At 62.8% G+C, this 25,679-nt stretch carries 18 protein-coding genes; 15 read left to right on the forward strand and 3 right to left on the reverse strand.

Features of this window, described 5'->3' with window-relative positions; all coding sequences use genetic code 11:
* Positions 1–81: 81 nt before the first annotated feature.
* The 3 genes from pdxR to JFU04_RS16120 all read left to right on the forward strand — a co-directional run bounded on the left by pdxR (position 82) and on the right by JFU04_RS16120 (position 2,379).
* Positions 82–1,515 (forward strand): MocR-like pyridoxine biosynthesis transcription factor PdxR, encoded by a 1,434-nt coding sequence (gene pdxR / locus JFU04_RS16110; protein ID WP_065907920.1) that lies wholly within the window; start codon positions 82–84, stop codon positions 1,513–1,515.
* Between the two features lie 84 nt (positions 1,516–1,599).
* Positions 1,600–1,881 carry a putative quinol monooxygenase gene (locus tag JFU04_RS16115; RefSeq protein ID WP_065907918.1) on the forward strand — a complete coding sequence of 94 codons (282 nt, stop codon included), beginning with the start codon at positions 1,600–1,602 and terminating at the stop codon, positions 1,879–1,881.
* Positions 1,882–1,977: 96 nt separating this feature from the next.
* The gene (locus JFU04_RS16120) at positions 1,978–2,379 is read left to right on the forward strand and encodes a cupin domain-containing protein (RefSeq protein WP_065907916.1); all 402 of its coding nucleotides are present in this window, start codon (positions 1,978–1,980) and stop codon (positions 2,377–2,379) included.
* 54 nt (positions 2,380–2,433) lie between these two features.
* Here JFU04_RS16120 and JFU04_RS16125 read toward each other — a convergent pair whose 3' ends face one another.
* Positions 2,434–3,063, reverse strand: coding sequence for a DNA-3-methyladenine glycosylase I (locus JFU04_RS16125; RefSeq protein ID WP_201144890.1), 630 nt, complete (start codon positions 3,061–3,063; stop codon positions 2,434–2,436).
* A gap of 217 nt (positions 3,064–3,280) precedes the next feature.
* Between JFU04_RS16125 and JFU04_RS16130 the strand changes: the two genes are divergently transcribed.
* From JFU04_RS16130 to JFU04_RS16140, 3 genes are all read left to right on the forward strand, one after another.
* Entirely contained in the window at positions 3,281–4,606 is a 1,326-nt protein-coding gene (locus JFU04_RS16130) for a C4-dicarboxylate transporter DctA (RefSeq protein ID WP_177343961.1), read from the forward strand.
* A gap of 169 nt (positions 4,607–4,775) precedes the next feature.
* Positions 4,776–5,477: a FadR/GntR family transcriptional regulator gene (locus JFU04_RS16135; protein ID WP_065907910.1), complete on the forward strand. Its 702-nt coding sequence runs from the start codon at positions 4,776–4,778 to the stop codon at positions 5,475–5,477.
* 16 nt (positions 5,478–5,493) lie between these two features.
* The gene (locus JFU04_RS16140; RefSeq protein ID WP_201144892.1) at positions 5,494–6,180 is read left to right on the forward strand and encodes a GntR family transcriptional regulator; all 687 of its coding nucleotides are present in this window, start codon (positions 5,494–5,496) and stop codon (positions 6,178–6,180) included.
* Positions 6,181–6,295: 115 nt separating this feature from the next.
* On the opposite strand, the gene JFU04_RS16145 is transcribed toward JFU04_RS16140, so the two are convergent.
* A complete protein-coding gene (locus tag JFU04_RS16145; RefSeq protein ID WP_201144894.1) occupies positions 6,296–6,874 on the reverse strand; it encodes an LOG family protein in 579 nt (192 codons plus the stop codon).
* Between the two features lie 145 nt (positions 6,875–7,019).
* Here JFU04_RS16145 and JFU04_RS16150 point away from each other — a divergent pair, with 145 nt between their 5' ends.
* Positions 7,020–7,631 carry a hypothetical protein gene (locus JFU04_RS16150; protein WP_201144896.1) on the forward strand — a complete coding sequence of 204 codons (612 nt, stop codon included), beginning with the start codon at positions 7,020–7,022 and terminating at the stop codon, positions 7,629–7,631.
* Between the two features lie 48 nt (positions 7,632–7,679).
* On the opposite strand, the gene JFU04_RS16155 is transcribed toward JFU04_RS16150, so the two are convergent.
* Positions 7,680–12,548 (reverse strand): NAD-glutamate dehydrogenase, encoded by a 4,869-nt coding sequence (locus JFU04_RS16155; RefSeq protein WP_065907896.1) that lies wholly within the window; start codon positions 12,546–12,548, stop codon positions 7,680–7,682.
* Between the two features lie 493 nt (positions 12,549–13,041).
* Here JFU04_RS16155 and JFU04_RS16160 point away from each other — a divergent pair, with 493 nt between their 5' ends.
* From JFU04_RS16160 to JFU04_RS16195, 8 genes are all read left to right on the forward strand, one after another.
* Positions 13,042–13,395, forward strand: a complete 354-nt coding sequence (locus JFU04_RS16160) for a hypothetical protein (protein WP_065907894.1) — start codon at positions 13,042–13,044, stop codon at positions 13,393–13,395.
* A 1,237-nt stretch (positions 13,396–14,632) separates the two neighbouring features.
* Positions 14,633–15,592 carry an AAA family ATPase gene (locus JFU04_RS16165; RefSeq protein WP_017739127.1) on the forward strand — a complete coding sequence of 320 codons (960 nt, stop codon included), beginning with the start codon at positions 14,633–14,635 and terminating at the stop codon, positions 15,590–15,592.
* Positions 15,593–15,597: 5 nt separating this feature from the next.
* On the forward strand, positions 15,598–16,530 hold the full coding sequence (locus JFU04_RS16170) for a DUF58 domain-containing protein (protein WP_049712996.1): 933 nt from the start codon (positions 15,598–15,600) through the stop codon (positions 16,528–16,530).
* The gene (locus JFU04_RS16175; protein WP_065907893.1) at positions 16,527–17,021 is read left to right on the forward strand and encodes a DUF4381 domain-containing protein; all 495 of its coding nucleotides are present in this window, start codon (positions 16,527–16,529) and stop codon (positions 17,019–17,021) included. Before JFU04_RS16170 ends, JFU04_RS16175 begins: the two co-directional genes overlap by 4 nt.
* A complete protein-coding gene (locus tag JFU04_RS16180; RefSeq protein ID WP_106803625.1) occupies positions 17,014–18,102 on the forward strand; it encodes a vWA domain-containing protein in 1,089 nt (362 codons plus the stop codon). Before JFU04_RS16175 ends, JFU04_RS16180 begins: the two co-directional genes overlap by 8 nt.
* The gene (locus JFU04_RS16185; RefSeq protein WP_120448813.1) at positions 18,099–19,838 is read left to right on the forward strand and encodes a tetratricopeptide repeat protein; all 1,740 of its coding nucleotides are present in this window, start codon (positions 18,099–18,101) and stop codon (positions 19,836–19,838) included. The genes JFU04_RS16180 and JFU04_RS16185 overlap by 4 nt, the downstream gene beginning before the upstream one ends.
* Entirely contained in the window at positions 19,835–21,475 is a 1,641-nt protein-coding gene (locus JFU04_RS16190) for a BatD family protein (RefSeq protein WP_201144898.1), read from the forward strand. The genes JFU04_RS16185 and JFU04_RS16190 overlap by 4 nt, the downstream gene beginning before the upstream one ends.
* A gap of 1,130 nt (positions 21,476–22,605) precedes the next feature.
* The gene (locus JFU04_RS16195; RefSeq protein WP_201144900.1) at positions 22,606–25,647 is read left to right on the forward strand and encodes a hypothetical protein; all 3,042 of its coding nucleotides are present in this window, start codon (positions 22,606–22,608) and stop codon (positions 25,645–25,647) included.
* Positions 25,648–25,679 lie beyond the last annotated feature (32 nt).

Raw genomic sequence — 25,679 nt, forward strand, 5'->3', positions numbered from 1 at the left:
CGGTGGTTTACGCAGAGACCATTTTGAGCGCGCCCCGCGAGCGAGTAGTCTTGGCGCAGATTGAATGCTCCTGGGTGAAACATGGAACTGCACATCGTGATCCACGGCCGCAAGGATCTGGCCGAACAGTTGTACCAGCAGTTGCGTGAAGCCATCGGTTCCGGACGCCTGGCCGCCGGTGCGCAATTGCCGCCCAGCCGCTTGCTCGCCGAACAATTGGGCGTGTCCCGCAAGACCGTCTCGGACACCTACGCGACCCTGACCTACGAAGGCCTGCTGGTCGGCAAAACCGGCCGTGGCACCTTCGTCAACGCCCGCGCACCGCAGACCGAACGCCTGCAAACCGGCGCCGACCTGGCCTGCGCTGCCAACCTGGCGACCTGGCAGGCGCTGCCCTCGCCCATGCGCCACCCCACGCGCGACAGCACCTTGCGCTACGAATTTATCGGCGGCGCCACCAGCCGCCATCAGTTCCCGCAGGATGAATGGCGACGTTGCACCCAGGACGCGCTGCGGCGCATCGCGCAGAACAGTGGGTTCTACAGCCAGCCCGAAGGCTTGCCGGCACTGCGCAGTGCCATCGCCGGGCACATTGCGTTTTCACGCGGGGTCAACTGCCGTGACACCGACATCATCGTCACCAATGGCGCGCAGCAGGCCCTGGACCTGATCGCGCGGGTGGTGCTGGAACCGGGCAGCATTGTCGCCATGGAAGACCCCGGCTACAGCCCCGCGCGCCAGTTGTTCATGGCCATGGGCGCGAGCGTCGCGAGTGTGCCGGTGGATGCGCAGGGGATTCAGGTCGAGCAGATCCCGGCCGGCACGCGGCTGATCTACGTCACGCCGTCGCACCAATTCCCGCTGGGCATGCCCATGAGCCTGCCGCGCCGGGAAGCCTTGTTGGCACGGGCGCTGGAGCTGGGCGCGATCATCATCGAGGACGACTACGACAGCGAATTCCGCTACGAAGGCCGCCCCACCGATTCGCTGCAGAGCATGGACACCCGTGGCCTGGTGACTTACGTCGGGACCTTCTCGAAAACCCTGTTGCCGGAGCTGCGCCTGGGTTATGCGGTGCTGCCACCGGCGATCTACGGCGCGGTGCTCAAGGCCAAGCAATTGACCGACCAGCACAGCTCGACCCTGCCCCAGTGGGCGCTGGCCAAGTTCATCAGCGAAGGCTACCTGCTCAAGCACATTCGCCGCTGCCACACGGTGTACGCCGGGCGCCGCGAACGCATCCTGCAACGCCTGGCGGGCGACCTGTCGCCGTGGTTCGAAGCAGTGCCGACCGTGGCCGGGTTCCACATGGCGGCGCTGTGCAAAGTGCCGGTGAATATTGCGCTGCTGATGCAGTTGGCGCGCCAGGTGGAAGTGGGCCTGTACCCGCTCGACGTGTTCTTCCACGACGCGCCGGTACGCCCGGGCCTGATCATCGGTTTTGGGGCGATCGAGACGCTGGACATCGACCCGGCACTGGACAAGGTGCGCGACATTCTCCAGCAGATTGGCTAGCGGCTTTTCCGCCGGATTGGACATTGGTGCTGGCGCAAACAGGCTCTAGCCTGTGCACTCCCCCAGATTCTGGAGACCCTCGCCATGACCGAATGCGCCTTCAACACTGTTCATGTCCGCGCGGCTGCCGGGCGCTCGACGCAACTGGGCCAGCGCCTGGGGCAGATCGCCGAAGCCGTGCGCAGCGCTCCCGGTTGCCTCGACTATGCCGTACAACGCAGCCAGCAAGACCCCGACCTGTGGACCGTCAAGGGCCGCTGGGCGTGTGCTGCGCAGCTCTTGGCGCACTTCGAGCTGCCGGCCCTGCAAGGCTTTATCGCGCTCACCGCTGAACAACTGGCCAGCCGCCTGCATTTCGACCATTGAGCGATTGGTCTCCTGGCCTTTTCCAGGATTGGTCATTGGTCACCCGGGGCACGCGGCGTAGGGTGAAGAGGTCTCGAACTTCTCGGAAACTTCGCCATGAAACGACTGCTCGCCACCACCCTGATGCTCGCCTCCTTCAGCGCCTTCGCCCATGAACCCGTGTACAACCAGGAATCGATCAAGGTGCTGCAGGAGCACGCCCTGACCAATGTGCCCGGCAAGAAAACCATCATGCTCACCGTCGACTACGCCCCCGGCCAGGCCACCGTGCCGCATAGCCACACCGGCACCGCCGTGGCCTACGTGCTGGAAGGCGCGATCACCTCGCGGGTGAATGATGAGAAGGCCGTGACCTACAAGGTTGGCGAGTCGTTCTACGAGCCGGCCGGCTCGCGGCACTTTGAATCGAGCAATGCCAGCCAGACCCAGCCGGCCAAGCTGCTGGTGGTGATGGTGCTGGATGACAAGGCCGAGGTGCTGACGCCGCTGAAGCAATAATCCGCCCCGCCACTGCAGGCGCAGGCGTGCCGGCGCCTACAGCTTTAACCGAGCTCAGGGGCGTTTGAACTGGCGGCGCAGGTCTTCAATTCGGGTCCGGCACGCGCAGCCTTCGAGGTGGTCGTTGACCATGCCCATCGCCTGCATCAGCGCGTACATCGTGGTCGGCCCGACGAAGGTCCAGCCGCGTTTCTTCAGCGCCTTGGACAAACGCACCGATGCCGGTGAAGTCGGGTTGCCGGTCCAGTACGCCATGTCGACCACGGCCGGACGCTCCGTCTCGTCGGGCTCGAATGCCCACAACCAGCGCGCCAGCGAACCGGTCTCGTCGACCAGTTCACACGCCCTGCGCGCATTGTTGATGGTCGAGACGATCTTCGCGCGATTGCGCACGATTCCTGGGTCCTGCATCAGTCGCTCGATATCGGCCTCGCCATACTGCGCCACCCGGCGAAAATCAAAGCCTTCGAATGCCACGCGAAACTGCTCGCGCTTGCGCAGGATGGTGATCCAGGCCATGCCCGCCTGAAAGCCTTCCAGGCAGATTTTTTCATACAGCTGGATGTCATCCGCCACCGGCACGCCCCACTCATGGTCGTGGTAACGCGGGTACTGCGGCGCAGCCGTGCGCCAACTGCAGTGGGTCTGCCCGGTTGCATCCGTGGTCAGTCCGGGTTTATCCATCCATCACCTCCAAAGCCAAGCGGCGGATGATAAGCGAAAAAAATTCCCCTCCGCCAACCGCTCAAGCATCGGTGTTGGCGACCAACTGGTCAGACCGGGACTTGTCAACCGCCCAAGAATGACTTGTTATTTCAAAAAAACCCGGCGTAGACTGGCCGCGCACTGGACTTACCGGTATGACCACAACAATTAAGCCCTGGAACCACCAGGGCACCGAATAGAGATCCCTCCCATGCTCAGATGGTGCTCGCGTTCGATTTTCCTGCAAGTCGTGATTGGCCTGGCTCTAGGCATAATCTGCGGCCTGGCCCTTCCCGAATTCTCCTCGCAACTCAAACCCCTGGGTGACGGCTTTATCAAGCTGATCAAAATGCTGATCGGCCTGATCGTATTCTGCGTGGTGGTCAGCGGTATTTCCGGTGCCGGCGACTTGAAGAAAGTCGGGCGCATCGGCCTCAAGTCGGTGATCTACTTTGAAGTCCTCACCACGGTCGCGTTGGTGATCGGCCTGATCATGGCCTTCAGTACCGGGATCGGCACCGGTGCCAATATCCACCTGGAGCAGTTGTCCTCCGCCGGCCTCAATGAACTGGCGGACAAGGGCCAGCATATCCGTGGCACCAGCCAGTTCCTGATGGACCTGATCCCCAACTCGGTGATCGGCGCCTTCGCAGACAATAATGTGCTGCAGGTGCTGCTGTTTTCGGTGTTGTTCGGCAGCGCCCTGAACCTGGTTGGCGAAGCCGCTTCCGGCATCTCGCGGCTGATCAACGAGCTGAGCCATATCATCTTCCGCATCATGGGCATGATCGTGCGCCTGGCCCCCATCGGCGTATTCGGCGCGATCGCCTTCACCACCAGCACCTACGGCCTCGATTCCCTGCAACACCTGGGCAGCCTGGTCGGCCTGTTCTACCTGACGTGCTTTGCCTTCGTCGCCGTGATCCTCGGCCTGGTCATGCGCCTGTCGGGGCTGCGCATGCTGCCGCTGCTCAAGTACCTGCGCGAAGAGCTGCTGATCGTGATGGGCACCGCCTCCTCCGACGCCGTGCTGCCACAGATCATGCGCAAGCTCGAGCACTTGGGCATCGGCAGCTCCACCGTGGGCCTGGTGATTCCGACCGGGTACTCGTTCAACCTTGACGGTTTCTCGATCTACCTGACCCTGGCCATCGTGTTTATCGCCAACGCCACCGGCACGCCGCTGTCGATGACCGACTTGCTGACCATCCTGCTGGTGTCGCTGATCACCTCCAAGGGCGCCCACGGCATCCCCGGCTCTGCGCTGGTAATCCTCGCTGCGACGCTGACGGCGATCCCGGCGATTCCGGTGGTCGGCCTGGTGCTGGTGCTGGCGGTGGACTGGTTCATGGGCATCGGCCGCGCACTGACCAACCTGATCGGCAACTGCGTCGCCACCGTGGCCATTGCCCGTTGGGAAAAAGACATCGATATCCAGCGTGCCAACAAGGTCCTGGATGGCCAGCAAGGCTATGCCTTCCAGGCCAAGAAGCCGGTATTGCCCGCGCACCAGGAGTTCTGACCGATTTCATCAGCGGCACCGCTCAAATGTGGGAGCGGGCTTGCTCGCGAAAGCGCTGGGTCAGTCACAGATGTATCGACTGAATAACCGCTGTCGCGAGCAAGCCCGCTCCCACAGTCAAGAGTCGCCATGCTCGCTAATGTATTCGCAACATAAAGGAGAGGTAGAAGTGATCAGCACCTCAACCGTCGTCAATTCAGTCGTCGAAAAACTTCGCGCCGCCCTGGCGCGGGGCCAGTGGCGCCGGGGCGAAATGCTCCCCGGCCAGCGTGAACTGGCCGAACAGATGGGCATCAGTCGCCCGAGCCTGCGTGAAGCCGTGATCGTGCTGGAAACCCTCGGCCTGGTGCGTTCCATGCCCGGCAAAGGCGTGGTCGTGCTGGAAACCAGCGTCAGCGATCCACAGTCCAGTGACGCCGTGGCCGACGCCAGCCTCGAAGACATCCTGCAACTGCGCTACACCCTCGAACCCTTCATCGTCGGCCTGGTGGCGCAGTCGATCAGCAGCAAAGAAGTCGGGCAACTGCGCCTGACGCTGATGGACATGCGCGAAGCCCTCGATGCCGGTGACGCCGAAGCGGGCATGAACGCCTACATCGGCTTCCACGAGGAATTGTTCGCCCTCACCTCCAACCCGATCTTCCAGAACGTGGTGCAGCAAACCAGCAACGCGCTCAAGCAAAGCGCCCAGGTGCTGCGCAACTCGCCGGAACACCTGGCCGAACGCCTGCAGGAAAACGAGGCCGTGGTGCGCGCCATCCGCAACAAGAACAGTGCCCTGGCCAGCGCCGAAATGCGCCGGCATATCCTGCAGGAAGGCCTGCGCATGGGCATTCGCCTGAACATCCCGGACGACCACCTGGGCAGTTGATTTTTGGAGACCGGCCATGAACGCCCACGCCTTGCAACGCGACCCCGTCCTGCCCACCCTGCGCCTGGTGGCCGGCAAGAAGCCCTCGGTGGATGACATCTACCCACGGCTGTTCGATGCCATCCTCCAGCAACGCATCGCCCCGTCCAGCCGCTTTACCGAAGAAGGCCTGGGCGAGACCTTTGGCGTGAGCCGCAGCGTGATTCGCCGGGTGCTGGCCAAGCTGTCCCACCAGCAAGTGATCATCCTGCGCCCCAACCAGCGCGCCCAGGTCGCCGCACCGGATGGCCAGCAGACCCGGCAAATCCTCGAAGCCCGGCGCATGACCGAAATCACCGTGGTGCAACTGGCCTGCGCCCAGGCAACGCCTGGACAAATCCGCCAGCTGCGCGAGCTGATTGCGCGCGAGCGCGACTGTATCGAGCGTGATCAACGGGGGCCGGCGATTCGTTTGTCCGGCGAGTTTCACCTGCAATTGGCTGCGATGGCCGGTAATGCGCCGTTGGCGCAGTTCCTCAACAGCCTCGTGCCGTTGACGTCGTTGATCATCGCCCAGTACGAAGCGCAGGCCTGTACGTACTGCGCGTGGCAGGAGCATGTAGCGATTGTCGATGCAATTGAGCAACGCGACACGGACACGGCAGTGCGCTTGATGACCGAGCATCTGGATCACCTGGAAACCAAGCTGCTGCAACTCAACTGAACGCGGCGAGCGGCTGAACACATGGCTGGCCGATGGCAGCCACCGGGTACTCGATGCACAAAGCGCGATGGATATCGATTGGCGCGCGGACGAACACCGGCTGGCGCTTGCGGTATCAGGTTTGCTCGCGCTCAATCCACTTGGCCACGGTAGGCGCCGTATAGTCGCGCACTGCCGCCAGTAAACGCTCCACGTTCGGCTCGACAATCAACATGTCGCGGTGCACCGGCTTCAAAAACGCCTCGCCGACCACATTGTCGAGGAAGGCGGCCAAGCCATCGTAGAACCCGTTGATGTTCAACAGTGCGCAAGGCTTGGCGTGCTGGCCCAGTTGCGCCCACGTCCACACCTCAAACAACTCTTCAAACGTGCCGATGCCGCCAGGCAATGCGATAAAGCCGTCGGACAGATCCGCCATCAGCGCCTTGCGCTCGTGCATGGAACCGACGATCCGCAGGTCTGCCAGGCCGGTGTGGGCCAGCTCCTTATCGGCCAGGAACGCCGGCATGACACCAATCACTTCACCGCCACTGGCCAGCGCCGCGTCGGCCACCGCGCCCATCAAACCCACCGAGGCGCCGCCGTAGACCAGGCCGATACCGGCCTTGGCGAGCGCCTGACCCAATTGAGTGGCCATTTCGGCATACACCGGCAACCGGCCTGGGCTTGAGCCGGAAAAAATACACAGTCGCATAGACCCTCGCTTGCTGAGTGTTGTTGAGTACCCGGTTGATTAAACCACGCCAGGTTCTTTGCGTATTGACTGACAGCCCTGTGGGCGAACAATCGGCAGAATGGGTGGCCGTATTATCAACATTCCTTTGCCGATGAGTGCCCCTATGCGACCCCTTATCCGTACCCTGATCGCCAGCGCTTTTATTCCAGCACTCAATGCGCATGCCCATCTCGGTGACGACGCCACGCAAGTGATCACCCCGGCACACCCCGTCTGGTTGCTTGAGCAACCTTACGCCGACGCTCCGATGCTGACGGCCCGCACCTATGGTGCAAGTGCCTATGACGGGTATAGCGTCAAGGCCAACCTGGCGATCAGCTGTCACCCGCAGAACCCATCGGCGGGTATTGAACTGGAGATCTCCCCACAATCGCTGGGCTTCGACGTCGCGCCTTTTGAAGGCAAGGGTGCCGCCAAAGACGGACCACTGCGCATCACGACGGGAGCCCGCGCCAGCGTCGATCACTCGATCAATGGCGTGTGGACCCACGGCGGGGTTTTCCAGGTCAGCACGATTTTTGTACTCCGCGGCTCCGTGCCCCGCGACGAGCTCGCCTACTGGGCCAGTGATGCCTCACGGGGTCAAAGCCTGACACTGTCATTGGTGCCGGCCCAGGAGGGGGGCAAGCCACTGACCGCAACGTTTGTACTGCCAGCCAATAACACCGGGCTGAAAAAAGTTATCCAGCCGTGCCTGGGGACTGCAACGCCATAAAAAAAGCCCCGCATCTTACGATGCGGGGCTTTCTGTCCAGCGGTTGGATCAAGCCGGTTGCAGCACCGACTGACCGCTCAACGCCAGGTCCAGCAGTTCACGGTTGGCGACCGCGTACATGGCGTAGTCCGTGCCGACCGCAGCACGAATTTCCACCATCATCGCGCGCCAGCGATCCGCCATGTCCTGGTGCTGCTCAAGCCACAGGGCCACGCGGGCTTCCATGTCTTGTGGCGCATCGGCCATTTGCAGTACCGCGATGGTGATCGCGCGTTGCTGCCAGTCCACGTCGTCGCGGAACGCTTCGCGCGCCTGGGCCTGCCAGTTGTTGGCCACTGGCAGATCGCTGATCTGCTGCAGGTACCACGGCAAATCGAGGGCGCTGCCCACGGCGAAGTAGGCTTTCGCCACTTCGGCGGCATCGTGACCGGTCACGTCAGCGGCTTCGATGATCGGCAGCAGCGTGTACAGGTGCGTCGTGCCGGCCACCATGCGTGCCAACAACTCCGGCACGCCGGCTTCGGTGTAGGCCTGGTAGCGGGTCTGCCAGCCTTCGCGGGTCGGGCCTTCCAGCAGTTCGTCGAGCTTGAGGCCCAGCGCGGCCAGGTGTGGACCGAAGTGCGCGGTATCACGCCCGGCATCCTGCTCGTTGCGACGGCTGCGCAGGAACCAGCGTGTCGCACGGCGGCCCAGGCGCATCAGCTCGTCCATCAGCTCCAGTTGCACGTCGGCAGAGACCTGGTGGTCCAGGGCTTCGATCTGACGGAACCAGTGCGGGAGATGGAAAATGTCACGCACGATCACATAGGCGCCAGCCACGTTCGCCGGGCTCATGCCGGTCGACTCCTTGAGGCGCTGCACGAAGGTGATGCCCATGTGGTTGACCAGGTCGTTGGCGATCTGGGTGCTGACGATCTCGCGCTTCAGGCGATGACGACGCATGGCCTCGGAGAACTTGGCGACCAGGCTCGGTGGGAACGCGGTCTCCATGTCACGGGTCAGGTACTCGTCGTCCGGCACCAGCGACTTGAGCAGCGCTTCCTTGAGGTCGATCTTGCTGTAGGAGATCAATACCGACAGCTCTGGACGCGTCAGGCCCTTGCCGTTGGACGCGCGCTCGGTGAGCTGCTCCTCGGTCGGCAGGTACTCGATGGCGCGGTCCAGCTTGCCACGGCCTTCCAGGTCGCTCATCAGGCGCTTGTACTCGGCTGCGCGCTCGTAGGCCTTGCGGGCGGCCAGGGACAGGGCCTGGGTCTGCTTGTAGTTGTTGCCCAACACCAGGTGGCCGACTTCGTCGGTCATGCTCGCCAGCAGCTGGTTGCGCTGCTTGTCGGTCATGTCACCGGCCTGCACCACTTCGTTGAGCAGGATCTTGATGTTCACTTCGTGGTCGGAGCAGTCCACGCCACCGGCGTTGTCGATGAAGTCGGTGTTGGAACCGCCGCCATTGAGGCCGAATTCCACACGACCCAATTGGGTCATGCCGAGGTTACCGCCCTCGCCCACCACCTTGCAGCGCAGCTCGTTGCCGTTGACACGCAGTGCGTCGTTGGCCTTGTCGCCGACGTCGGCATGGCTTTCGGTGCTGGCCTTGACGTACGTACCGATACCGCCGTTCCACAACAGGTCTACCGGCGCCTTGAGCAAGGCGTTCAGCAGTTCGGTCGGGGTCAGTTTGTCGGCCGAAATGTCGAAGCGCTCTTTCATCTGTGGCGAGATGGCAATGCTCTTCGCGCTGCGCGAGAAGATCCCGCCGCCTTCGGACATGATGCTGGTGTCGTAGTCGGTCCACGCCGAACGCGGCAGTTCGAACATGCGCTGGCGCTCGACGAAGCTGGTCGCCGGGTTCGGGTTTGGATCGATGAAGATGTGCAGGTGGTTGAAGGCCGCGACCAGTTGCAGCTTGTCGGACATCAACAGGCCGTTACCGAACACGTCACCGGCCATGTCGCCGACGCCGACCACCGTGATGCTGTCTTCCTGCACATTGATGCCGCGCTCACGGAAGTGACGCTGCACGCCGACCCACGCGCCCTTGGCGGTGATGCCCATTTTCTTGTGGTCGTAACCGGCGGAACCACCGGAGGCGAATGCATCGCCCAGCCAGAAGCCGTAGTCGATGGCGATGCCGTTGGCGATGTCGGAGAAGGTCGCGGTGCCTTTGTCCGCCGCCACTACCAGGTACGGGTCATCGTCGTCATGACGCACGACGTTGGCCGGTGGTACCAGGGCGCCGTCTTTCAGGTTGTCGGTGATGTCCAGCAGGCCGGAAATGAAGATGCGGTAGCAGGCGATGCCCTCGGCCGCGATCTCGTCGCGGCTGCCGCCCAGTGGCAGGCGACGCGGCAGGAAGCCGCCCTTCGCACCCACCGGCACGATCACCGAGTTCTTCACTTGCTGGGCTTTTACCAGGCCGAGCACTTCGGTACGGAAGTCTTCTTCACGGTCGGACCAGCGCAGGCCGCCGCGCGCAACGTTGCCAAAGCGCAGGTGCACGCCTTCGACACGCGGCGAGTAGACGAAGATCTCGAACTTCGGCACCGGCTTGGGCAGCTCAGGAATCGCACGCGGGTCGAACTTGAAGCTGAAGTACGACTTGTTCTGGCCGTTGGCGTCGGTCTGGTAGAAGTTGGTACGCAGGGTGGCCTTGATCAGGTCCAGGTAGCGACGCAGGATGCGGTCTTCGTTGAGCACCTGGACGTCGTCCAGCGCGGTGAGGATCGCTTGCTCCAGGCGTTGCTGCTTGTCTTCCAGGTCGTCGGCGGTGAGCTTGCGCGCCAGGTAGAAACGGGTCTTGAACAACCGGGTCAACTCGCGGGCGATGTCGGTGTGGTTGTTCAGGGTGCTGGCGATGTAGCCGAGGTCGAAGCCCAGGCGGATCTGCTTTAGGTAACGCGCGTAGGCACGCAGCAGCGCCACGTCGCGCCACGGCAGGCCGGCGGTGAGTACCAGGCGGTTGAACGCATCGTTCTCGGCGTCGCCATGCACGATGTGCACGAACGCGTCCTGCAGCGTGTCGTTGAGTTGCTGGATATCCAGGTTCACGCCTTCGGCGGCGATGAACGCAAAGTCATGGATCCAGAACTCACGGCCATTGGCGTGACGCAGGCGGTACGGGAATTCACCCAGCACGCGCAGGCCGAGGTTTTCCAGGATCGGCAGCACGTCGGAGAGTGCCAGCGGGGTATCGGCGTGGTAGAGCTTGCAATGCAGCTCGCGCTGGCCGGAGACCTGGCCCAGCGGCTGGTAGAAGCTCATCACCAGCGGGTTGGCTTCGGTGAGGCTGTTGAGGTGCTGCATGTCGACCACGGCCGAATGCGCAGCAAAACGCTCGCGGTAACCGGCTGGGAAGCCTTTCGGGAAGTCGGCCAGCACGTTGGTGCCCTGGGCTTCGCCGAAGCTTTCGACGACCAGGCTGGAGTAGTCGTCCTGCCAACTGCGGCAGGCCTGTACCACTTCTTTTTCCAGTTGCAGCGGGTCGATGTCCAGGCGGTTCTTCGGGTCGACCCGCAGAATCAGCTGCACGCGCGCCAGCACCGACTCGGAGAAGAAGGTCCAGAACTCGCAATCCGAAGCCTTCAGGCGATCCATCAGCACTTGCTGGATTTTCTGGCGCACTTCGGTGGAATAGATGTCACGCGGCACGTAGGCCAGGCAGTAGCAGAAACGACCGTACGGGTCTTTGCGCAGGAATACGCGGATCTTGTTGCGTTCCTGGATCTGCACGATCGACATCACGGTGCTGAACAGCTCGTCAACCGGGGTCTGGAACAGATCGTCACGCGGCAGTACTTCGACCACCTGGGCGAGTTCCTTGCCCAAATGCGCCTTGGGCTGGAAGCCCGAGCGGCGTTCGATTTCGGCGACCTTGCGACGGATATACGGGATCACCCGCACGCTTTCGCCGTACACCGAGGAGGTGTACAGGCCCATGAAGCGGTGTTCCTTGATGACCTTGCCGTCGGCATCGATCTCGCGGATCGACACGTAGTCCGGGTAGGCCGGGCGGTGCACGCGGCTTGGGTGCGCGGCCTTGGCGAACGACAGCACGGTCGGTTCACGCAGGTAGGCAACGGCATAGTCTTCGATGCGCAGGTCATCGGCGGTGAGGCCGGCGCGCAGCAGCTTGGTCAGACCGAGGAAGGAATTGGCGTCATATTCGATATGACCGCCGTCCGCCTCGTCACGTACCACGAATTCTTCATAGCCGAGGAAGGTGAAGTGGTTGCCCACCAGCCATTCCAGGAAGTTCTTGATCTCGGCTTTTTCTTCGCCGTCGATGACAAACTGGCTGGCGTCGATACCGGCCAGCAGGTCCTGGACCTTGGCTTTCATCGGTTCGAAATCGGCCACGGCCACACGCACTTCGCCGAGTACCTGCTCAAGCTCTTTGCTCAGCACGTTCAGTTCGGCGGCGTTGGCGCAGCGGTCGATTTCCAGGTACATCAGCGATTCTTGCTGGATGCCTTCGCCCTGGGTGCCCTTGGGCAGGATTTCCAGCAGCTCGCCCTTGCTGCCACGGCGTACGCTGAGCACGGTGGTCTGCAGGGTGTGGATGCTGTAGCCGCGGCGGTTCAGCTCGGTACGTACCGAGTCGACCAGGAACGGCAGGTCATGGTGCAGCACTTCGACCGCGGTGTGGGTCGACTGCCAGCCATGACGTTCGTAATCGGGGTTGTAGACCCGCACTTGCGGTTGGGTGTGATCAAAGCGCTCAAGCAGGCGCCAGGCAGACAGGGTGCAACCGGCCAGGTCGGAAAGGCGACGCTGGGTCAGTTCGTCCAGGGAAATGATGCCGAAGAATTGTTCAGCGAACAGCGCCACTTGTGGCAGTGCCTGTTCACTGATGTGCTGCGCCAGTGCCGCTTGCAGTTGATGCTGGAAGTCGGCCTTGCTGGCTGCGGTGAAGAACGCCATCTGTGGTACTCCGCTTGGGCTTGTTATTGATGGAAGCGTCGCGTGTTATCCCCTTGCGGGGAGACCGTCAGCTCTGTTCGTCGATACAAGTGGATAAGTACCTTAAACGAATCAGGGTGACAGGTGGGTGAAGCTGGACAAGACAATGAGGTCACATACAACTTCCATAAGATGCGCACCTTGCCAGGTGACGGTACGACGGGCAGGTCAGGCGCCTGGCACATGCACATCCGTTGCGCAGCTTAACGACTGTAGGAAGACAGCTGCTTGCGACGCTGCGACATATTCGGTCATCGGTAAGCAGGCCAGTGGTTGCGACTTGGGCAACCCGGTTTTTTTCGCGAAAAAACAGGGGTTTTCCCCGTCCGCGAGTACCAGAAATGACTGATTCAGCCCGTCAGGTCATGCACTGGGTCTGACACGGGATGCAGCACAAAATTCGCTGCAATGGCACAATTGCCCGCGCAACGCCCTACCCCAGACAGGATTCCCCATGCTGCAAATCAAGACCGACGCCCTGATGGCCACTCCGTGCGACGAAGAAGAAGACAACATGGCCATGCTCTGCTGCCACGGCAAAAACGGCGAGATGTTCATGCTCACCCGTTACCCCGACGAAGACGAAGTGGAGCTGACCTGGGACTACGAGCCGTCGACCCTGGACGGCCTGAAAGTCACCCTGAGTGACACGGCATTGCTGGTCGAACTCGCTGCCGGCGATGCCGATGCACTGGGTGGCAAGGATCAACTGCAGATCAGCCATGGCACTGCTGCCTCGGACCTGGCCGAAGTTGAAGCGACCTTGCAGAACATCCTCAAAGGCACGGGTACGTTTATCCGGACGTAGTGGCCGGGCAAGCGGGCTTGTTGTGATGAGCGCGCTTGTTGTGCGGTGAGCGGGCCTGTTGTGATGAGCGCGCTTGCTGTGCGGTGAGCGGGCCTGTTGTGGTGAGCGCGCTTGTTGTGTGGTGAACGGGCCTGTTGTGGTGAGCGCGCTTGTTGTGTGGTGAACGGGCCTGTTGTGGTGAGCGGGCTTGCCCCGCGTTGGGCTGCGCAGCAGCCCCATCAAGATCACCGCATTCCCCCAGGGGGACCGCGTTCTCTGGTTTTAGGGCCGCTCCGCAGCCCAACGCGGGGCAAGCCCGCTCACCACAAAGAGCCCTATTGCCACAAGAAGCCCTATTGCCACAGCAAGCTCTATTGCCACAAGAAGCCATTGCCGCAAAGAGCCTATTGCCACAGGAAGCATGCTCGCCAACGGAAGCTCGCTTGGGCCGCAAGTGCCGAGGCACTGAGTAATAACCTGGCGAAGTGCTGAAGGTGCAGCGGCCCAACACCCTTGTGGTGAGCGTGCTTATTGTGGCAATGGGGCTCTTTGTGGTGAGCGGGCTTGCCCCGCGTTGGGCTGCGCAGCAGCCCCATCAAGATCGCCGCGTTCATCCAGGGGGACCGCGTTCTCTGGTTTTAGGGCCGCTTCGCAGCCCAACGCGGGGCAAGCCCGCTCACCACAAAGAGCCCTATTGCCACAATAAGCCCTATTGCCAGAGGAAGCTCTATTGCCACAAGAAGCTATTGCCACAAAGAGCCTATTGCCACAGGAAGCATGCTCGCCAACGGAAGCTCGCTTGGGCCGCAAGTGCCGAGGCACTGAGTAATAACCTGGCGAAGTGCTGAAGGTGCAGCGGCCCAATACCCTTGTGGTGAGCGCGCTTGTTGTGGCAATGGGGCTCTTTGTGGTGAGCGGGCTTGCCCCGCGTTGGGCTGCGTAGCAGCCCCATCAAGATCGCCGCATTCCTCCAGTGGGACCGCGTTCTCTGGTTTTAGGGCCGCTCCGCAGCCCAACGCGGGGCAAGCCCACTCACCACAAAAAAAGCCCTATTACCACAAGAGACCCTATTGCCAGATAAGCCCTATTGCCACAGCACAAAGGAGCAATTTGCGCGCCCACACAAAATTCCTACAAGTTTTCCCAAAAATACTCGTCACGCCGTTAGTCGCCGCCCCCTGCCATGCATTAAAGTAGGCGCCCCAGGCTGTCGTTTGTTGCAAGACGTACAGGCTCATCTCTCCAGGAACCGTCATCGATGGAACATCGTGAAGCGCTGCTCGCGCTGCGAACCTTTCTTTCTACGCAGATTCTCGGCCAGGAAAAACTCATCGATCGCCTGCTGATCGCCCTGCTCGCCGACGGCCATATGCTGGTCGAGGGCGCACCGGGCCTGGCCAAAACCAAGGCGATCAAAGAGCTGGCCGAAGGCATCGAAGCGCAGTTCCATCGTATCCAGTTCACCCCCGATCTATTGCCCGCCGACATCACCGGCACCGAAATCTATCGCCCGGAAACCGGCAGCTTCGTGTTCCAGCAAGGCCCGATCTTCCACAACCTGGTGCTGGCCGACGAAATCAACCGTGCGCCCGCCAAGGTGCAGTCGGCGTTGCTGGAGGCCATGGCCGAGCGCCAGGTCAGCGTCGGGCGCAGCACGTACGAGCTGTCGCCGCTGTTTCTGGTGATGGCAACGCAAAACCCTATCGAGCAGGAAGGCACCTACCCGTTGCCCGAAGCCCAGCTCGACCGCTTCCTGATGCACGTCAAGATCGGCTTCCCCGACGCCGCCGTCGAACGGCGCATCCTGCAGCAGGCGCGCGGCGAGGCGCTCAACGGCGAGACCAAGCCCGAGCGCCGCGTCAGCCAGCAGGCGATCTTCGCCGCGCGCAAGGAAATCCTCGGCCTGTACATGGCCGATGCGGTGGAGGAATACCTGGTGCAACTGGTCATGGCCACGCGCACCCCGGCCAAGTTCGATCCGGAGATGGCCGAGTGGATCGCCTACGGCGCCAGCCCGCGTGGTTCCATCGCCCTCGACCGCTGCGCACGCGCCCATGCCTGGCTGGCCGGGCGCGACTTTGTCAGCCCGGAGGATATCCAGGCGGTGCTGTTCGACGTGCTGCGCCACCGCATCATTCTGTCGTTCGAGGCCGAAGCGGCCGGCATTGACCAGGACCGCGTGGTGCAACGCATTCTCGACGTCGTTGCCGTCGCTTGAACCCCATGAACGCAAGCGATGGAATCCGCGTCACACTCAGCGAATTGATTGAGATGCGCCACCGCGTGCGCGAAGTGCAGCTGTTTTCCACCCCCAGCCAGCGCAGCCCGCTGATCGGCTTGCATCACTCCAAATTGCGCGGGCGCGGTGTCGACTTCGACCAGGTGCGCGTGTACCAGGCCGGCGACGATGTGCGCACCATCGACTGGCGCGTCACCGCACGCACCCAGGAGCCGCACACCAAACTGTTTCACGAAGAACGCGAACGGCCGATTTTCATCATGGTCGAGCAAAGTTGCCGGCTGTTTTTCGGCTCGGGGCAGATGTTCAAGTCGGTGCTCGCCGCCCAGGCCGCCAGCCTGATCGGCTGGGCCGCGCTGGGGCATAACGACCGCGTGGGCGGGCTGGTGTTCGGCGACAGCGAGCACTACGAAATCAAGCCGCGACGCAGCAAGCAAAGCCTGCTGCAACTGCTCAACCGCCTGGTGCGCGTCAACCAGAGCCTCAACACCGAAAGCCGCCCGGAAGCCGACGCCCTGGGCATGGCCCTGCGCCGGGGCCGCGAAGTGCTGCGCCCGGGCAGCCTGGTTATCGTGATTTGCGACGAGCGCGCGCTGACCGAAGGCGCCGAACAACAACTGAGCCTGTTGTCACGCCATTGCGACCTGCTGCTGTTGCCGATTTCCGACCCGCTCGACCACGCCCTGCCCGCCGCCGGGCTGCTGCGCTTTGCCGAACGCGGCGCGCAGCTGGAGCTGGACACGCTGAACTTCGACCTGCGCCAGGCCTACAAGGCCCAGGCCGAAGCGCGCATCGCCCGCTGGGAACTGCTCGCGCAAAAACTGCGCATCCTGCTGATGCCCCTGAGCACCCAGAGCGAAATGGTCGAGCAACTGCGCGAGTACCTCAACCCTCAACGCCCGGTTAAAAAGCAATGAGCAGCCTCGACCAGTTGCAACCGCTGATCGCGCCGCCGAGCATCGGCTTCTGGCCGCCTGCGCCGGGTTGGTGGTTGTTGCTGGTGATCATCCCGTTGCTCGCTTGGGGCCTGTGGTCGCTGCGGCGTTTCCTGCCTGCGCGGCGTCCCGTGGCGCGCGCCGAACAACCACTGGACCCGTTGCGCATCGCCGCCCTGGCGGAGCTGGCGCTGATGCCCAAGCCCTACGACGGCGCCCCTGCCGGTGCCTGGCTGCAACAACTCAACGGCCTGCTCAAGCGCCTGTGCCGCAACGACTACCCCTACAGCCAAAGCCACACCCTCAACGGCCGCAAATGGCTGGCATTCCTCGACAACCGCTGCCCCGCCGCCGGCCTGACGCGCTGGATGGTGCTGGTCGAAGGCGCTTACAAACCCGAATGCAAACTCGACGACAAGGCCATCGCCGGCCTCACCCAGGCCGTCGACACCTGGATTCGCAAACATGTTTGAGTTCGCCTGGCCGTGGATCTTCATCCTGTTGCCCTTGCCGTGGCTGATGCGCCTGGTGTTGCCGGTGGCCGACAGCGGCGAGCCGGCCCTCAAGGTCAGCTACCTCAGCGACCTCGAAGGCCTGGCCCGGCGCCGTGCCCGTGTCAATCTGCCGGGCTGGCGCCAACAGGCACCGTTCGTGGTCCTGTGGCTGCTGCTGTTGACCGCCGCCGCGCGCCCGGAATGGCTCGGCGAGCCGTTGCCAATCGCCGCCAGTGGCCGCGACCTGCTGGTGGCGGTAGACGTGTCCGGCTCGATGGATTTTCCCGACATGCACTGGCAGGACGATGACGTCAGCCGCCTGAGCCTGGTCAAGCATCTGCTCGGCGACTTCCTCGAAGAGCGCGAAGGTGATCGCGTCGGCCTGATCCTGTTCGGCAGCCAGGCCTACCTGCAGGCACCGCTGACCTTTGACCGCCACACCGTACGCACCTGGCTGGACGAGGCGCGCATCGGCATCGCCGGCAAGAACACCGCCATCGGCGACGCCATCGGCCTGGCCTTGAAACGCCTGCGCCAGCGCCCGGCGCAAAGCCGCGTGCTGATCCTGGTCACCGACGGCGCCAACAACGCCGGGCAGATCGACCCGCTGACCGCCGCGCGCCTGGCCGCTGAAGAAGGCGTGAAGATCTACCCGATCGGCATCGGCGCCGACCCTGAGCAAACCGGCTCGCTGGGCATCCTCGGCGTCAACCCGAGCCTGGACCTCGATGAGCCCGCGCTCAAGGCGATTGCCGAGGCCACCGGCGGGCAATACTTCCGCGCCCGCGACGGCGAAGAGCTGCAAGCGATCAAGGACACCCTCGACAAACTCGAACCGGTCGAACAGCAACCAACCCAGGCCCGCCCGGCACTCGCGCTGTACAGCGCGCCGCTGGCCCTGGCACTGGTATTGAGCATGCTGCTGGTGATCCAGGAACGCTGGCCGAACAACGCGCTGCAACGGTTGTTGAACAAATTGTCGACCCGTGGGCGCTTCCTGCAGCAGCATCCCGAATGGCGCCAGCGCCTCAAACGCCTGCGTCTGCGGAGGCGTCGATGATCGACCTGTGGCCGCACTGGTTCCGTCCCTGGTGGCTGTTGCTGCTGCCCCTGCTCGGCTGGCTGCTGTGGCAACTGTGGCACCGGCAAAAACGCGCCGGGCGCTGGCAGATGATCCTGCCGCCGGCCTTTCATGCGGTGCTGCTCAGCGGCGGCAATGGCCGCGAAAGCAAATCGCCGTGGGTGGTGCTCGGCATCGCCTGGCTGCTGGCCGTGCTGGCATTGCTTGGCCCCAGCTGGCAGCGGGTCGAACAGTCGAGCCAGAAACCTTCTGATCCCTTGGTGGTGCTGCTGGAACTGACCCCGGAGATGCTCGCCACCGACAGTCCGCCAAACCGCCTGGAACAGGCGCGGCGCAAGCTGTATGACCTGTTGCAGGCGCGCACGGATGCGCAAACCGCCATCGTCGTGTACGCCGGCAGTGCCCACACGCTGGTGCCGCTGTCCGACGACCTGGCCACCAGCCGCAACCTGCTCGATGCGCTGCGCCCCTCGCTGATGCCCGAAGTCGGCCACCGCGCTGACCTCGCAGTGGAAAAAGCCCTGGGCCTGCTCAAGCAAGGTGGCCTGGGCCAGGGCCGGCTGTTGCTGATCGGTTCTTCCTTGTCCAAACAGGAACGCCAAGGCATCCGCCTGTTGCTGCAAAGCGGCCAGGCGCCGAGCTTGTCGATCCTCGGCATCGGCAGCCGCGAAGGCACGCCGGTGACTCAGGAAAGCGGCGAATTCCTCAAGGACGAACAGGGCGCGATCCTGGTGCCGCGCCTCGACAGCCCGACGCTCAAGGCCTTCGCCAGCGAAATGGGCGGCCGTTACCGCGCCGCGCGCCTGGACGACAAAGACCTGCGCCAGCTCGGCGTGCTGGACCCGCCGCAGACCCTGCGCAACGACGGCCAACTGCTGCACCTCGACACCTGGGCCGACCAGGGTTATTGGCTGCTGCTCCCCTTGTTGCTGCTCGCGGCCTGCGCCGGGCGGCGTGGCTGGCTGTTCTGCCTGCCGCTGCTGCTGTTGGTTGCACCGCAACCCAGCTATGCCTTCGGCCTGCAGGACCTGTGGCTGCGCCCCGACCAGCAAGGCCAATACCTGCTGAAGAAAAAACGCCCCGCCGAAGCCGCGGAGCACTTCGAAGACCCGCAATGGCAAGGCGTCGCACTGTACGAAGCCGGCAACTATGCCGAGGCCATCAAGCGTTTCGCCCAGAGCAATGACGCCTACGCCCACTACAATCGCGGCAACGCCCTGGCCAAGTCGGGCGAGCTGGAGGCGGCGATCGATGCCTACGAACAGGCCCTGGAAGCCCAGCCCGACCTGCAGCCGGCCCTGAAAAACAAGGCCCTGGTGGAAACCCTGATGCAGGAACAGGCAAACCCCGAGCCGCAAAAACCTGCAAAAAACCAGGATGACGAAACCACGCAACCCGGCCAAACTGCGCAACCAGGCGCCAGCGGGCAAAGTGCCACGGGTGGTGAGCAGTCGTCCCAGGGACAAGGCGAAGCCGGCACCGGTGATACCAAGGCCGGCGCCACGCCACAACCCGGCGGTAACGAAGTACCGGGCAGCGAACTCGGGGATGAGCAGACCACCACCCCGCCGCTGCGCCCTGCCGACGCCAGCCTCGACGGTGAACATCGCCAGGCGCTGGAGCAGTGGCTGCGGGAGATTCCGGACAACCCCGGCGAACTGCTGCGGCGTAAATTCTGGTACGAACAGCAACAACATCAGGACAAGACTCGATGAGCCGCCGCACGACCCTACTGCTTTTGCTCGCGCTGTCGGCAGGCCACGCCCAGGCGGCGAGCCTGGTCGCCAGTGTCGACCGCAGCCGCCTCAATTCCGGCGAGACGGTAGAGCTGACGGTGGAATCCAGCGACGTTACCCAGTTCGGCAAACCCGACCTGTCGCCGCTGGACGAGCAGTTCGAAGTCAGCGGCACGCGCCAACTCAACCAGCTCACCACCCTGGGCGGCGACAACCACGCCACCACGCGCTGGATCATCACCCTGCTGCCCAAGCAGAACGGCACCGTGGTGATCCCGCCCCTGCAAGTGGGCGAGTACAAGACCCAGCCGATCAGCCTGCAAGTGGTCGAAACCACCAGCCAGGACAGCAGCGCGGAACTGGCGCCGGTGTTCGTCGAGGCCAATCTCGACCAGACCAGCGTTTACGTGCAGGCCCAGGCACTCTTGACCGTGCGCGTGTACCACTCGGTGTCGCTGTATGACGACAGCAGCCTCACGCCGTTGCAGATCCCGGATGCGCGGGTCGAGCAGTTGGGCGAGTCGCGCACCTACGAGAAAGTCATCAACAGCATTCGCCATGGCGTGATCGAAACCCGCTACGCGATCTACCCGCAGCACAGCGGCGCCCTGGAGGTTCCCGCCCAGACCTTCAGCGCGACTTTGGTGGAATCGCGCCCGCCACAGGAAAACACCTTGCAGGGCACCAAGCCCGGCAAGCTGATCCACGTGAGTTCGACGCCCCTGTCGCTGACGGTCAAACCCAAGCCGGAGCTCTACCCCGCCGACGCCGCCTGGCTGCCGGCACGCAGCCTGACCCTGAGCGAAAGCTGGAACCCCGAGCCCGAACACGTGCAGGTCGGTGACTCGCTGACCCGCAGCCTCACGGTCAAGGCCGAGGGTTTGTCCAGTGCGCAACTGCCGGCCCTGCCGAGCACCGACATCAACGGCCTGCGGCGTTATCCGGACCAGCCGGTACTTGGCAACCAGACCAACGACCGCGGCCTGATCGGTAGCCGTGAAGACCGTGAAGCCTTGGTGCCCAATCGCGTCGGCGCCCTGGAGTTACCCGCCGTCGACGTGGTGTGGTGGAACACCCACGAGGACCATCTGGAACGCACCAGCCTGCCGGCGCGCACCCTGCAAGTGGCGAACAACCCGAGCCTGGTGGTGGACACCCCTGCCACGCCGACGATCATCACCGCTCCGGACGACAGCCGCCTGTGGCTGTGGCAACTGAGTACGCTGATCCTGGCCTGCACCACCTTGCTGGGCTTCGGCCTGTGGTGGCGTGCACGCTGGCAGCCGGCGGTGCTGCGCGCGGCGCAAACCGGCCCGAGCCCGCGCTCCCTGCTCGACGACCTCAAGCGCGCCACCCAGGCCAACGACCCGCAAGCCACGCGCCAGGCGCTGGACGCCTGGGCGCGCCAGCAGCCGGAAACCCTGGCGGACATGGCCGCGCGCTTTGTGCCGTTGTCGGATGCGCTGGATGGCCTGAATGGTGCGCTGTACAGCGAGAGCGGCCAGTACTGGCTGGGCGAAGACCTGTGGCGCGCGATCAAGGCCATCCCGATGGCCGAGCGTGAACTCGATCCTGCGACCGATACCACCAGCCTGCCGCCGCTGTACCCCAAGTAAGCCGGACTCAGCCACACCACAAAACCCTGTGGGAGCGGGCTTGCTCGCGAAAGCGGCGCGTCAGTCACTGGTGATTTGACTGACCCACCGCATTCGCGGGCAAGCCCGCTCCCACAGGGGTTAGCGCAAGCGGGATAGAACTTCGCCGCCCGTGAAGGACTCGCAGCTCATGGCCGTCATTGGCCTAGACGCGGTTGGCGTCCAGATCCGTGAAGCATCGCGGGGCACCAGTGGGCACGCTTAAAAATGTGGGAGCGGGCTTGCTCGCGAAAGCGGTCTATCAGTCCCCCCTGCACTGACTGACCCACCGCCTTCGCGAGCAAGCCCGCTCCCACATGGGTTAGCGCAAGCGGGATATAACTTCGTCGCCCGTGAAGGACTCGCAGCTCATGGCCGTCATTGGCTTAGACGCGGTTGGCGTCCAGATCCGTGAAGCATCGCGGGGCAACAGTGGCCACGGTTCAAAAATGTGGGAGCGGGCTTGCCCGCGAAGGCGGTCTATCAGTTCCCCCTGCACTGACTGACCCACCGCATTCGCGAGCAAGCCCGCTCCCACATGGGTTAGCGCAAGCGAGGCAGAACTTCGTCGCCCGTGAAGGACTCGCAGCTCATGGCCGTCATTGGCTTAGACGCGTTAGACGTCCAGATCCGTGAAGCATCGCTGGGCAACAGTGGCCACGGTTCAAAAATGTGGGAGCGGGCTTGCCCGCGAAAGCGGCGTGTCAGTCGCTAGTGATTTGACAGGACCAGCGCCTTCGCGAGCAAGCCCGCTCCCACATGGGTTAGCGCAAGCGAGGCAGAACTCCATCGCCCGTGAAGGACTCGCAGCTCATGACCGTCATTGGCCTAGACGCGGTTGGCGTCCAGATCCCTGAAGCATCGCGGGGCAACAGTGGCCACGGTTCAAAAATGTGGGAGCGGGCTTGCCCGCGAAGGCGGTCTATCAGTTCCCCCTGCACTGACTGACCCACCGCATTCGCGAGCAAGCCCGCTCCCACAGGAGACGACAGACCATCCGTCGCCACTGTCAATTCTGACAGGTAGACGCCCACCCCCGGCGGGTGTCTGATTTTCCTTGCCTCATGCGCGCCCGTTTCCGCGCGCATCCCCTCCAGCAAGGAGTCTGTTCCATGTCCAATCTACCCGTTGATCCCGCCGCCGATTCCCGCGGTGATGAAGCCCCACCGCTGCTGCTGTCACAGGACATGGTGGCCTACAACACCCACAATCCAACGGCCAACAGCCCCCGGCGGGTCGAAGACCTCGACCCGCCTTTTTCCGCCTACCCCCATATCCCCCTGCACGCCACCCTTTACCCGGAAAACGGCGTGTACGGCCTGGCCATCCGCCATATCACCCCGTATGCCTACTTCGTGTTTGAAAAGTGGTTCGATTGGAACTTTTTCGACTTTTACGCCCTTTACCTGGAGGACCTGCTTAACCCAGTAGCGGCCGATAATGTCTTCGAAGACGAGCAAAGGTATGGCCTGTTCGTGCCCAGAGAGCACGTTCCGGAAGGCGAGATACAGATCTACGGCCGGGTATTGCGCCCCAGCTCCGGCCAGGAGAGCACCTCGCCGCTGCAAACCATCCTGATCAAGACCACTCGCCCCGGCGGCACTGATACTGACCCGGGCTGCCCGTGGCATACCGGCCTGGTGATGACCGTCGAGGGCTTGCCGGAAGGCTCGACGATCAATCCGCCTATTGCCGAACGCGGGGTGTGGTGCCTGATCGAACCGTATAAACATATCCGCCAGAACGACCGCATCGAACTGTCCTGGGACGGCATCTTCGTCATACACATCGTCAGCCCTGCAGAGGCGGCCGGCAGCGGACCGATCCGGGTGTTCGTCAGCAAAGACATCATCCTCCAGGGCGGCCTAATGGGGCCCCTGAACTTGCGCTTTCGGGTGCAGGATGTGGTGGAGAACATGTCCGGGGAAAAATACGCGTATTCCAAGCCTTACATCCTGATGAGCGAACTGGACCCCAGCCTGCTGGAAGCACCGAATTTCCTGGTCGATGACGAGGAGTCCTACCAGATCGACTTCGACACCCAAAGCGACTCGATCTTTGAAGTACTGGTCTTCACCGTCCGAGAAAACCCCGCGCCAAACCCACGGCACCAGATTTTCGTCAGCCTGTTCGCCACCCTGGCCGATGGCTCAACGCGGGACTTCGCGCTGCCGGCGGCGATAGACAACAACCGAGGCTCGACCACGGTGCCCGTTGACCGTGAAATTATCCAACAATTGGTCGGCGGCTCGTTCCGGGTGTCGTTCCTCTGGCAAACCGCCGGTGGCGAATCCCTGGGCCAGTCCGGCACCAACACCGTCACCGTGATCGGCACGCCGGTATTGATGCCGGGGGTGACGATCAACCCGATCGAACTGGGCTTGATTGACCCAGCCCATGACATCACCGTCACCATACCTTTCTACGAACCGCACGACCCCGACTGGCTGGAGACCCTGCACATCGAGCGCCGCATACCCGGCGGCGGTGGCACCCCCTATATCGACTCTCAACTGGCGGGCGCCCAGGGTGGCAGCCGCCGTGTGAAGAAGGAGGACCTGCAACGTTTCAACGGCCTGGGCCTGATTTATTTCTACTACGTGGTGACTAACGGTGTCACCTCGCGCAAATCGACTGAGGTAGGCGCCCAAGTGGGCGAGCGTGTCGCTGACATGCCACTGCCACAACTGGAAGGTACCGAAGGCAACAATATCAACCCGGACCACATCATCGGACCTGACGTAGTGCTGACCTTGCCCTACCTCGGGGCTCAAGACGGCAACGTGTACCACTGGAGCTGCGTCGGTTCGGCCCTGGGCGGCTCGGCCAATGGCACCATCTTGATCAACCCCGCAACGGCCGGCCGGCCCCTGCCATTCCCGGTCAGCCGCACCATCCTCGACTTCAACCTCAACGGCAGCCTGCGCATCAGCTACAGCCTGGAACGCGTCGGACCACCCCGGCAGGTGTTGCGCTCGGAGGTGCTGAACCTCACCGTTGGCCCGGGTGTGGAACTGGAGCCTCCGGAAGTCGCTGAAGCCCAGCGCTTCCCGGATCGTCTCGACCCCTTGGCAGCCTTGTCGGGCGCGAACGTGTTGTTGAAATTCCGGCCGATGCACGCCACCGATCGAATTTTTGTCGACTGGCTCAGCCCGGATGGCATTGGTAGCTACGCCACAGACGTACAGGGCGACCCCGTCACCAACGAGGTCAGCGCCCCGATCCCAAGTGAGTTTATCGCCAAAGGTATTCGCGAAGGCGGCAACCGCATCAGCGTGCAGTACCATTTTTTCCGCGGTGCCATTCCCTACGAATCGGAAATATTGAATCTGGAACTGCTGCCGCTGACCGGATTGCCCACCCCGTTTATCCAGGGCGTCGGCGACGCCGTTGACCTGGTACTTTCGCAGTTGGTAGCCGGGGCTCGCACCCTGACATCGGTGTGGCCGTTCATTCATCCCGACAGCCGTATCTGGATGGAATACCACGGAACATTGAACAACGGCGACGCCTATCACGAGATGACCTATATCTCCCACCGCCTGGGCGAGGCTGACGCTATCGGCGGACTGCAACCGCCAACCCCCATCGAGGCTCTCCAGCGCCTCATGGACCGGTCCTCGCTGACCATCCAGGTATGGGTCGGATTCTCTCAAAGCCTGAGTAAAACCTTGGCCGTAGCCTTCCCGACGCGAATCTACAACGTCCGTGTCGATTATTTCCGCGACCTGACCGACTTCTACAACTTCAACTGGAACGGCTGGATGAACAGCGTCAACGGCAAGGGAGACCTGATGATTGAGGGCGCCGAAAATGTCGTCTGGCGCGCAACCAAAAGCAACTTTGAGGCCATTGAGCCCGGCATACAGAAAACCTTTGAAAACTTGAAGGCAGCCACCCGATACGAAGTCAGTTTCTATTGCAAAACCACCGGTAGTGCCTCCCAGACGACAGCCAAGATCAGCTTAGGTGACACGACGGTTACGAGGATCGTGACCCCGGACCGCAATTGGGAGAAGTTCAGCCATATCTTTACAACGGCTGCGACCCCGCCCACACAAACACTGCAGGCAAAAATAGCGTTCTCTATTAATGCAACCAGCACCTTTTTCATGGACCAGATCCAAATACGGGAGGTAGCCCTCGTGCAGTGAGCCACCTCGCATAGGTGAAAATGCCCAACCTG

It is taken from the genome of Pseudomonas sp. TH21 (genome assembly GCF_016651025.1).
GTDB lineage: Bacteria > Pseudomonadota > Gammaproteobacteria > Pseudomonadales > Pseudomonadaceae > Aquipseudomonas > Aquipseudomonas aylmerensis.

What these genes read in the sequence shown, in the direction of transcription:
- JFU04_RS16140 (WP_201144892.1), top strand. Translation starts at nt 5,494, where the DNA reads ATGAACGCCCACGCCTTGCAACGCGACCCCGTCCTGCCCACCCTGCGC.
- JFU04_RS16165 (WP_017739127.1), top strand. Translation starts at nt 14,633, where the DNA reads ATGGAACATCGTGAAGCGCTGCTCGCGCTGCGAACCTTTCTTTCTACG.
- JFU04_RS16125 (WP_201144890.1), bottom strand. Translation starts at nt 3,063, where the DNA reads ATGGATAAACCCGGACTGACCACGGATGCAACCGGGCAGACCCACTGC.
- JFU04_RS16115 (WP_065907918.1), top strand. Translation starts at nt 1,600, where the DNA reads ATGACCGAATGCGCCTTCAACACTGTTCATGTCCGCGCGGCTGCCGGG.
- JFU04_RS16155 (WP_065907896.1), bottom strand. Translation starts at nt 12,548, where the DNA reads ATGGCGTTCTTCACCGCAGCCAGCAAGGCCGACTTCCAGCATCAACTG.
- JFU04_RS16170 (WP_049712996.1), top strand. Translation starts at nt 15,598, where the DNA reads ATGAACGCAAGCGATGGAATCCGCGTCACACTCAGCGAATTGATTGAG.
- JFU04_RS16195 (WP_201144900.1), top strand. Translation starts at nt 22,606, where the DNA reads ATGTCCAATCTACCCGTTGATCCCGCCGCCGATTCCCGCGGTGATGAA.
- JFU04_RS16145 (WP_201144894.1), bottom strand. Translation starts at nt 6,874, where the DNA reads ATGCGACTGTGTATTTTTTCCGGCTCAAGCCCAGGCCGGTTGCCGGTG.
- JFU04_RS16175 (WP_065907893.1), top strand. Translation starts at nt 16,527, where the DNA reads ATGAGCAGCCTCGACCAGTTGCAACCGCTGATCGCGCCGCCGAGCATC.
- JFU04_RS16190 (WP_201144898.1), top strand. Translation starts at nt 19,835, where the DNA reads ATGAGCCGCCGCACGACCCTACTGCTTTTGCTCGCGCTGTCGGCAGGC.
- JFU04_RS16120 (WP_065907916.1), top strand. Translation starts at nt 1,978, where the DNA reads ATGAAACGACTGCTCGCCACCACCCTGATGCTCGCCTCCTTCAGCGCC.
- JFU04_RS16150 (WP_201144896.1), top strand. Translation starts at nt 7,020, where the DNA reads ATGCGACCCCTTATCCGTACCCTGATCGCCAGCGCTTTTATTCCAGCA.
- JFU04_RS16185 (WP_120448813.1), top strand. Translation starts at nt 18,099, where the DNA reads ATGATCGACCTGTGGCCGCACTGGTTCCGTCCCTGGTGGCTGTTGCTG.
- JFU04_RS16180 (WP_106803625.1), top strand. Translation starts at nt 17,014, where the DNA reads ATGTTTGAGTTCGCCTGGCCGTGGATCTTCATCCTGTTGCCCTTGCCG.
- JFU04_RS16160 (WP_065907894.1), top strand. Translation starts at nt 13,042, where the DNA reads ATGCTGCAAATCAAGACCGACGCCCTGATGGCCACTCCGTGCGACGAA.
- pdxR (WP_065907920.1), top strand. Translation starts at nt 82, where the DNA reads ATGGAACTGCACATCGTGATCCACGGCCGCAAGGATCTGGCCGAACAG.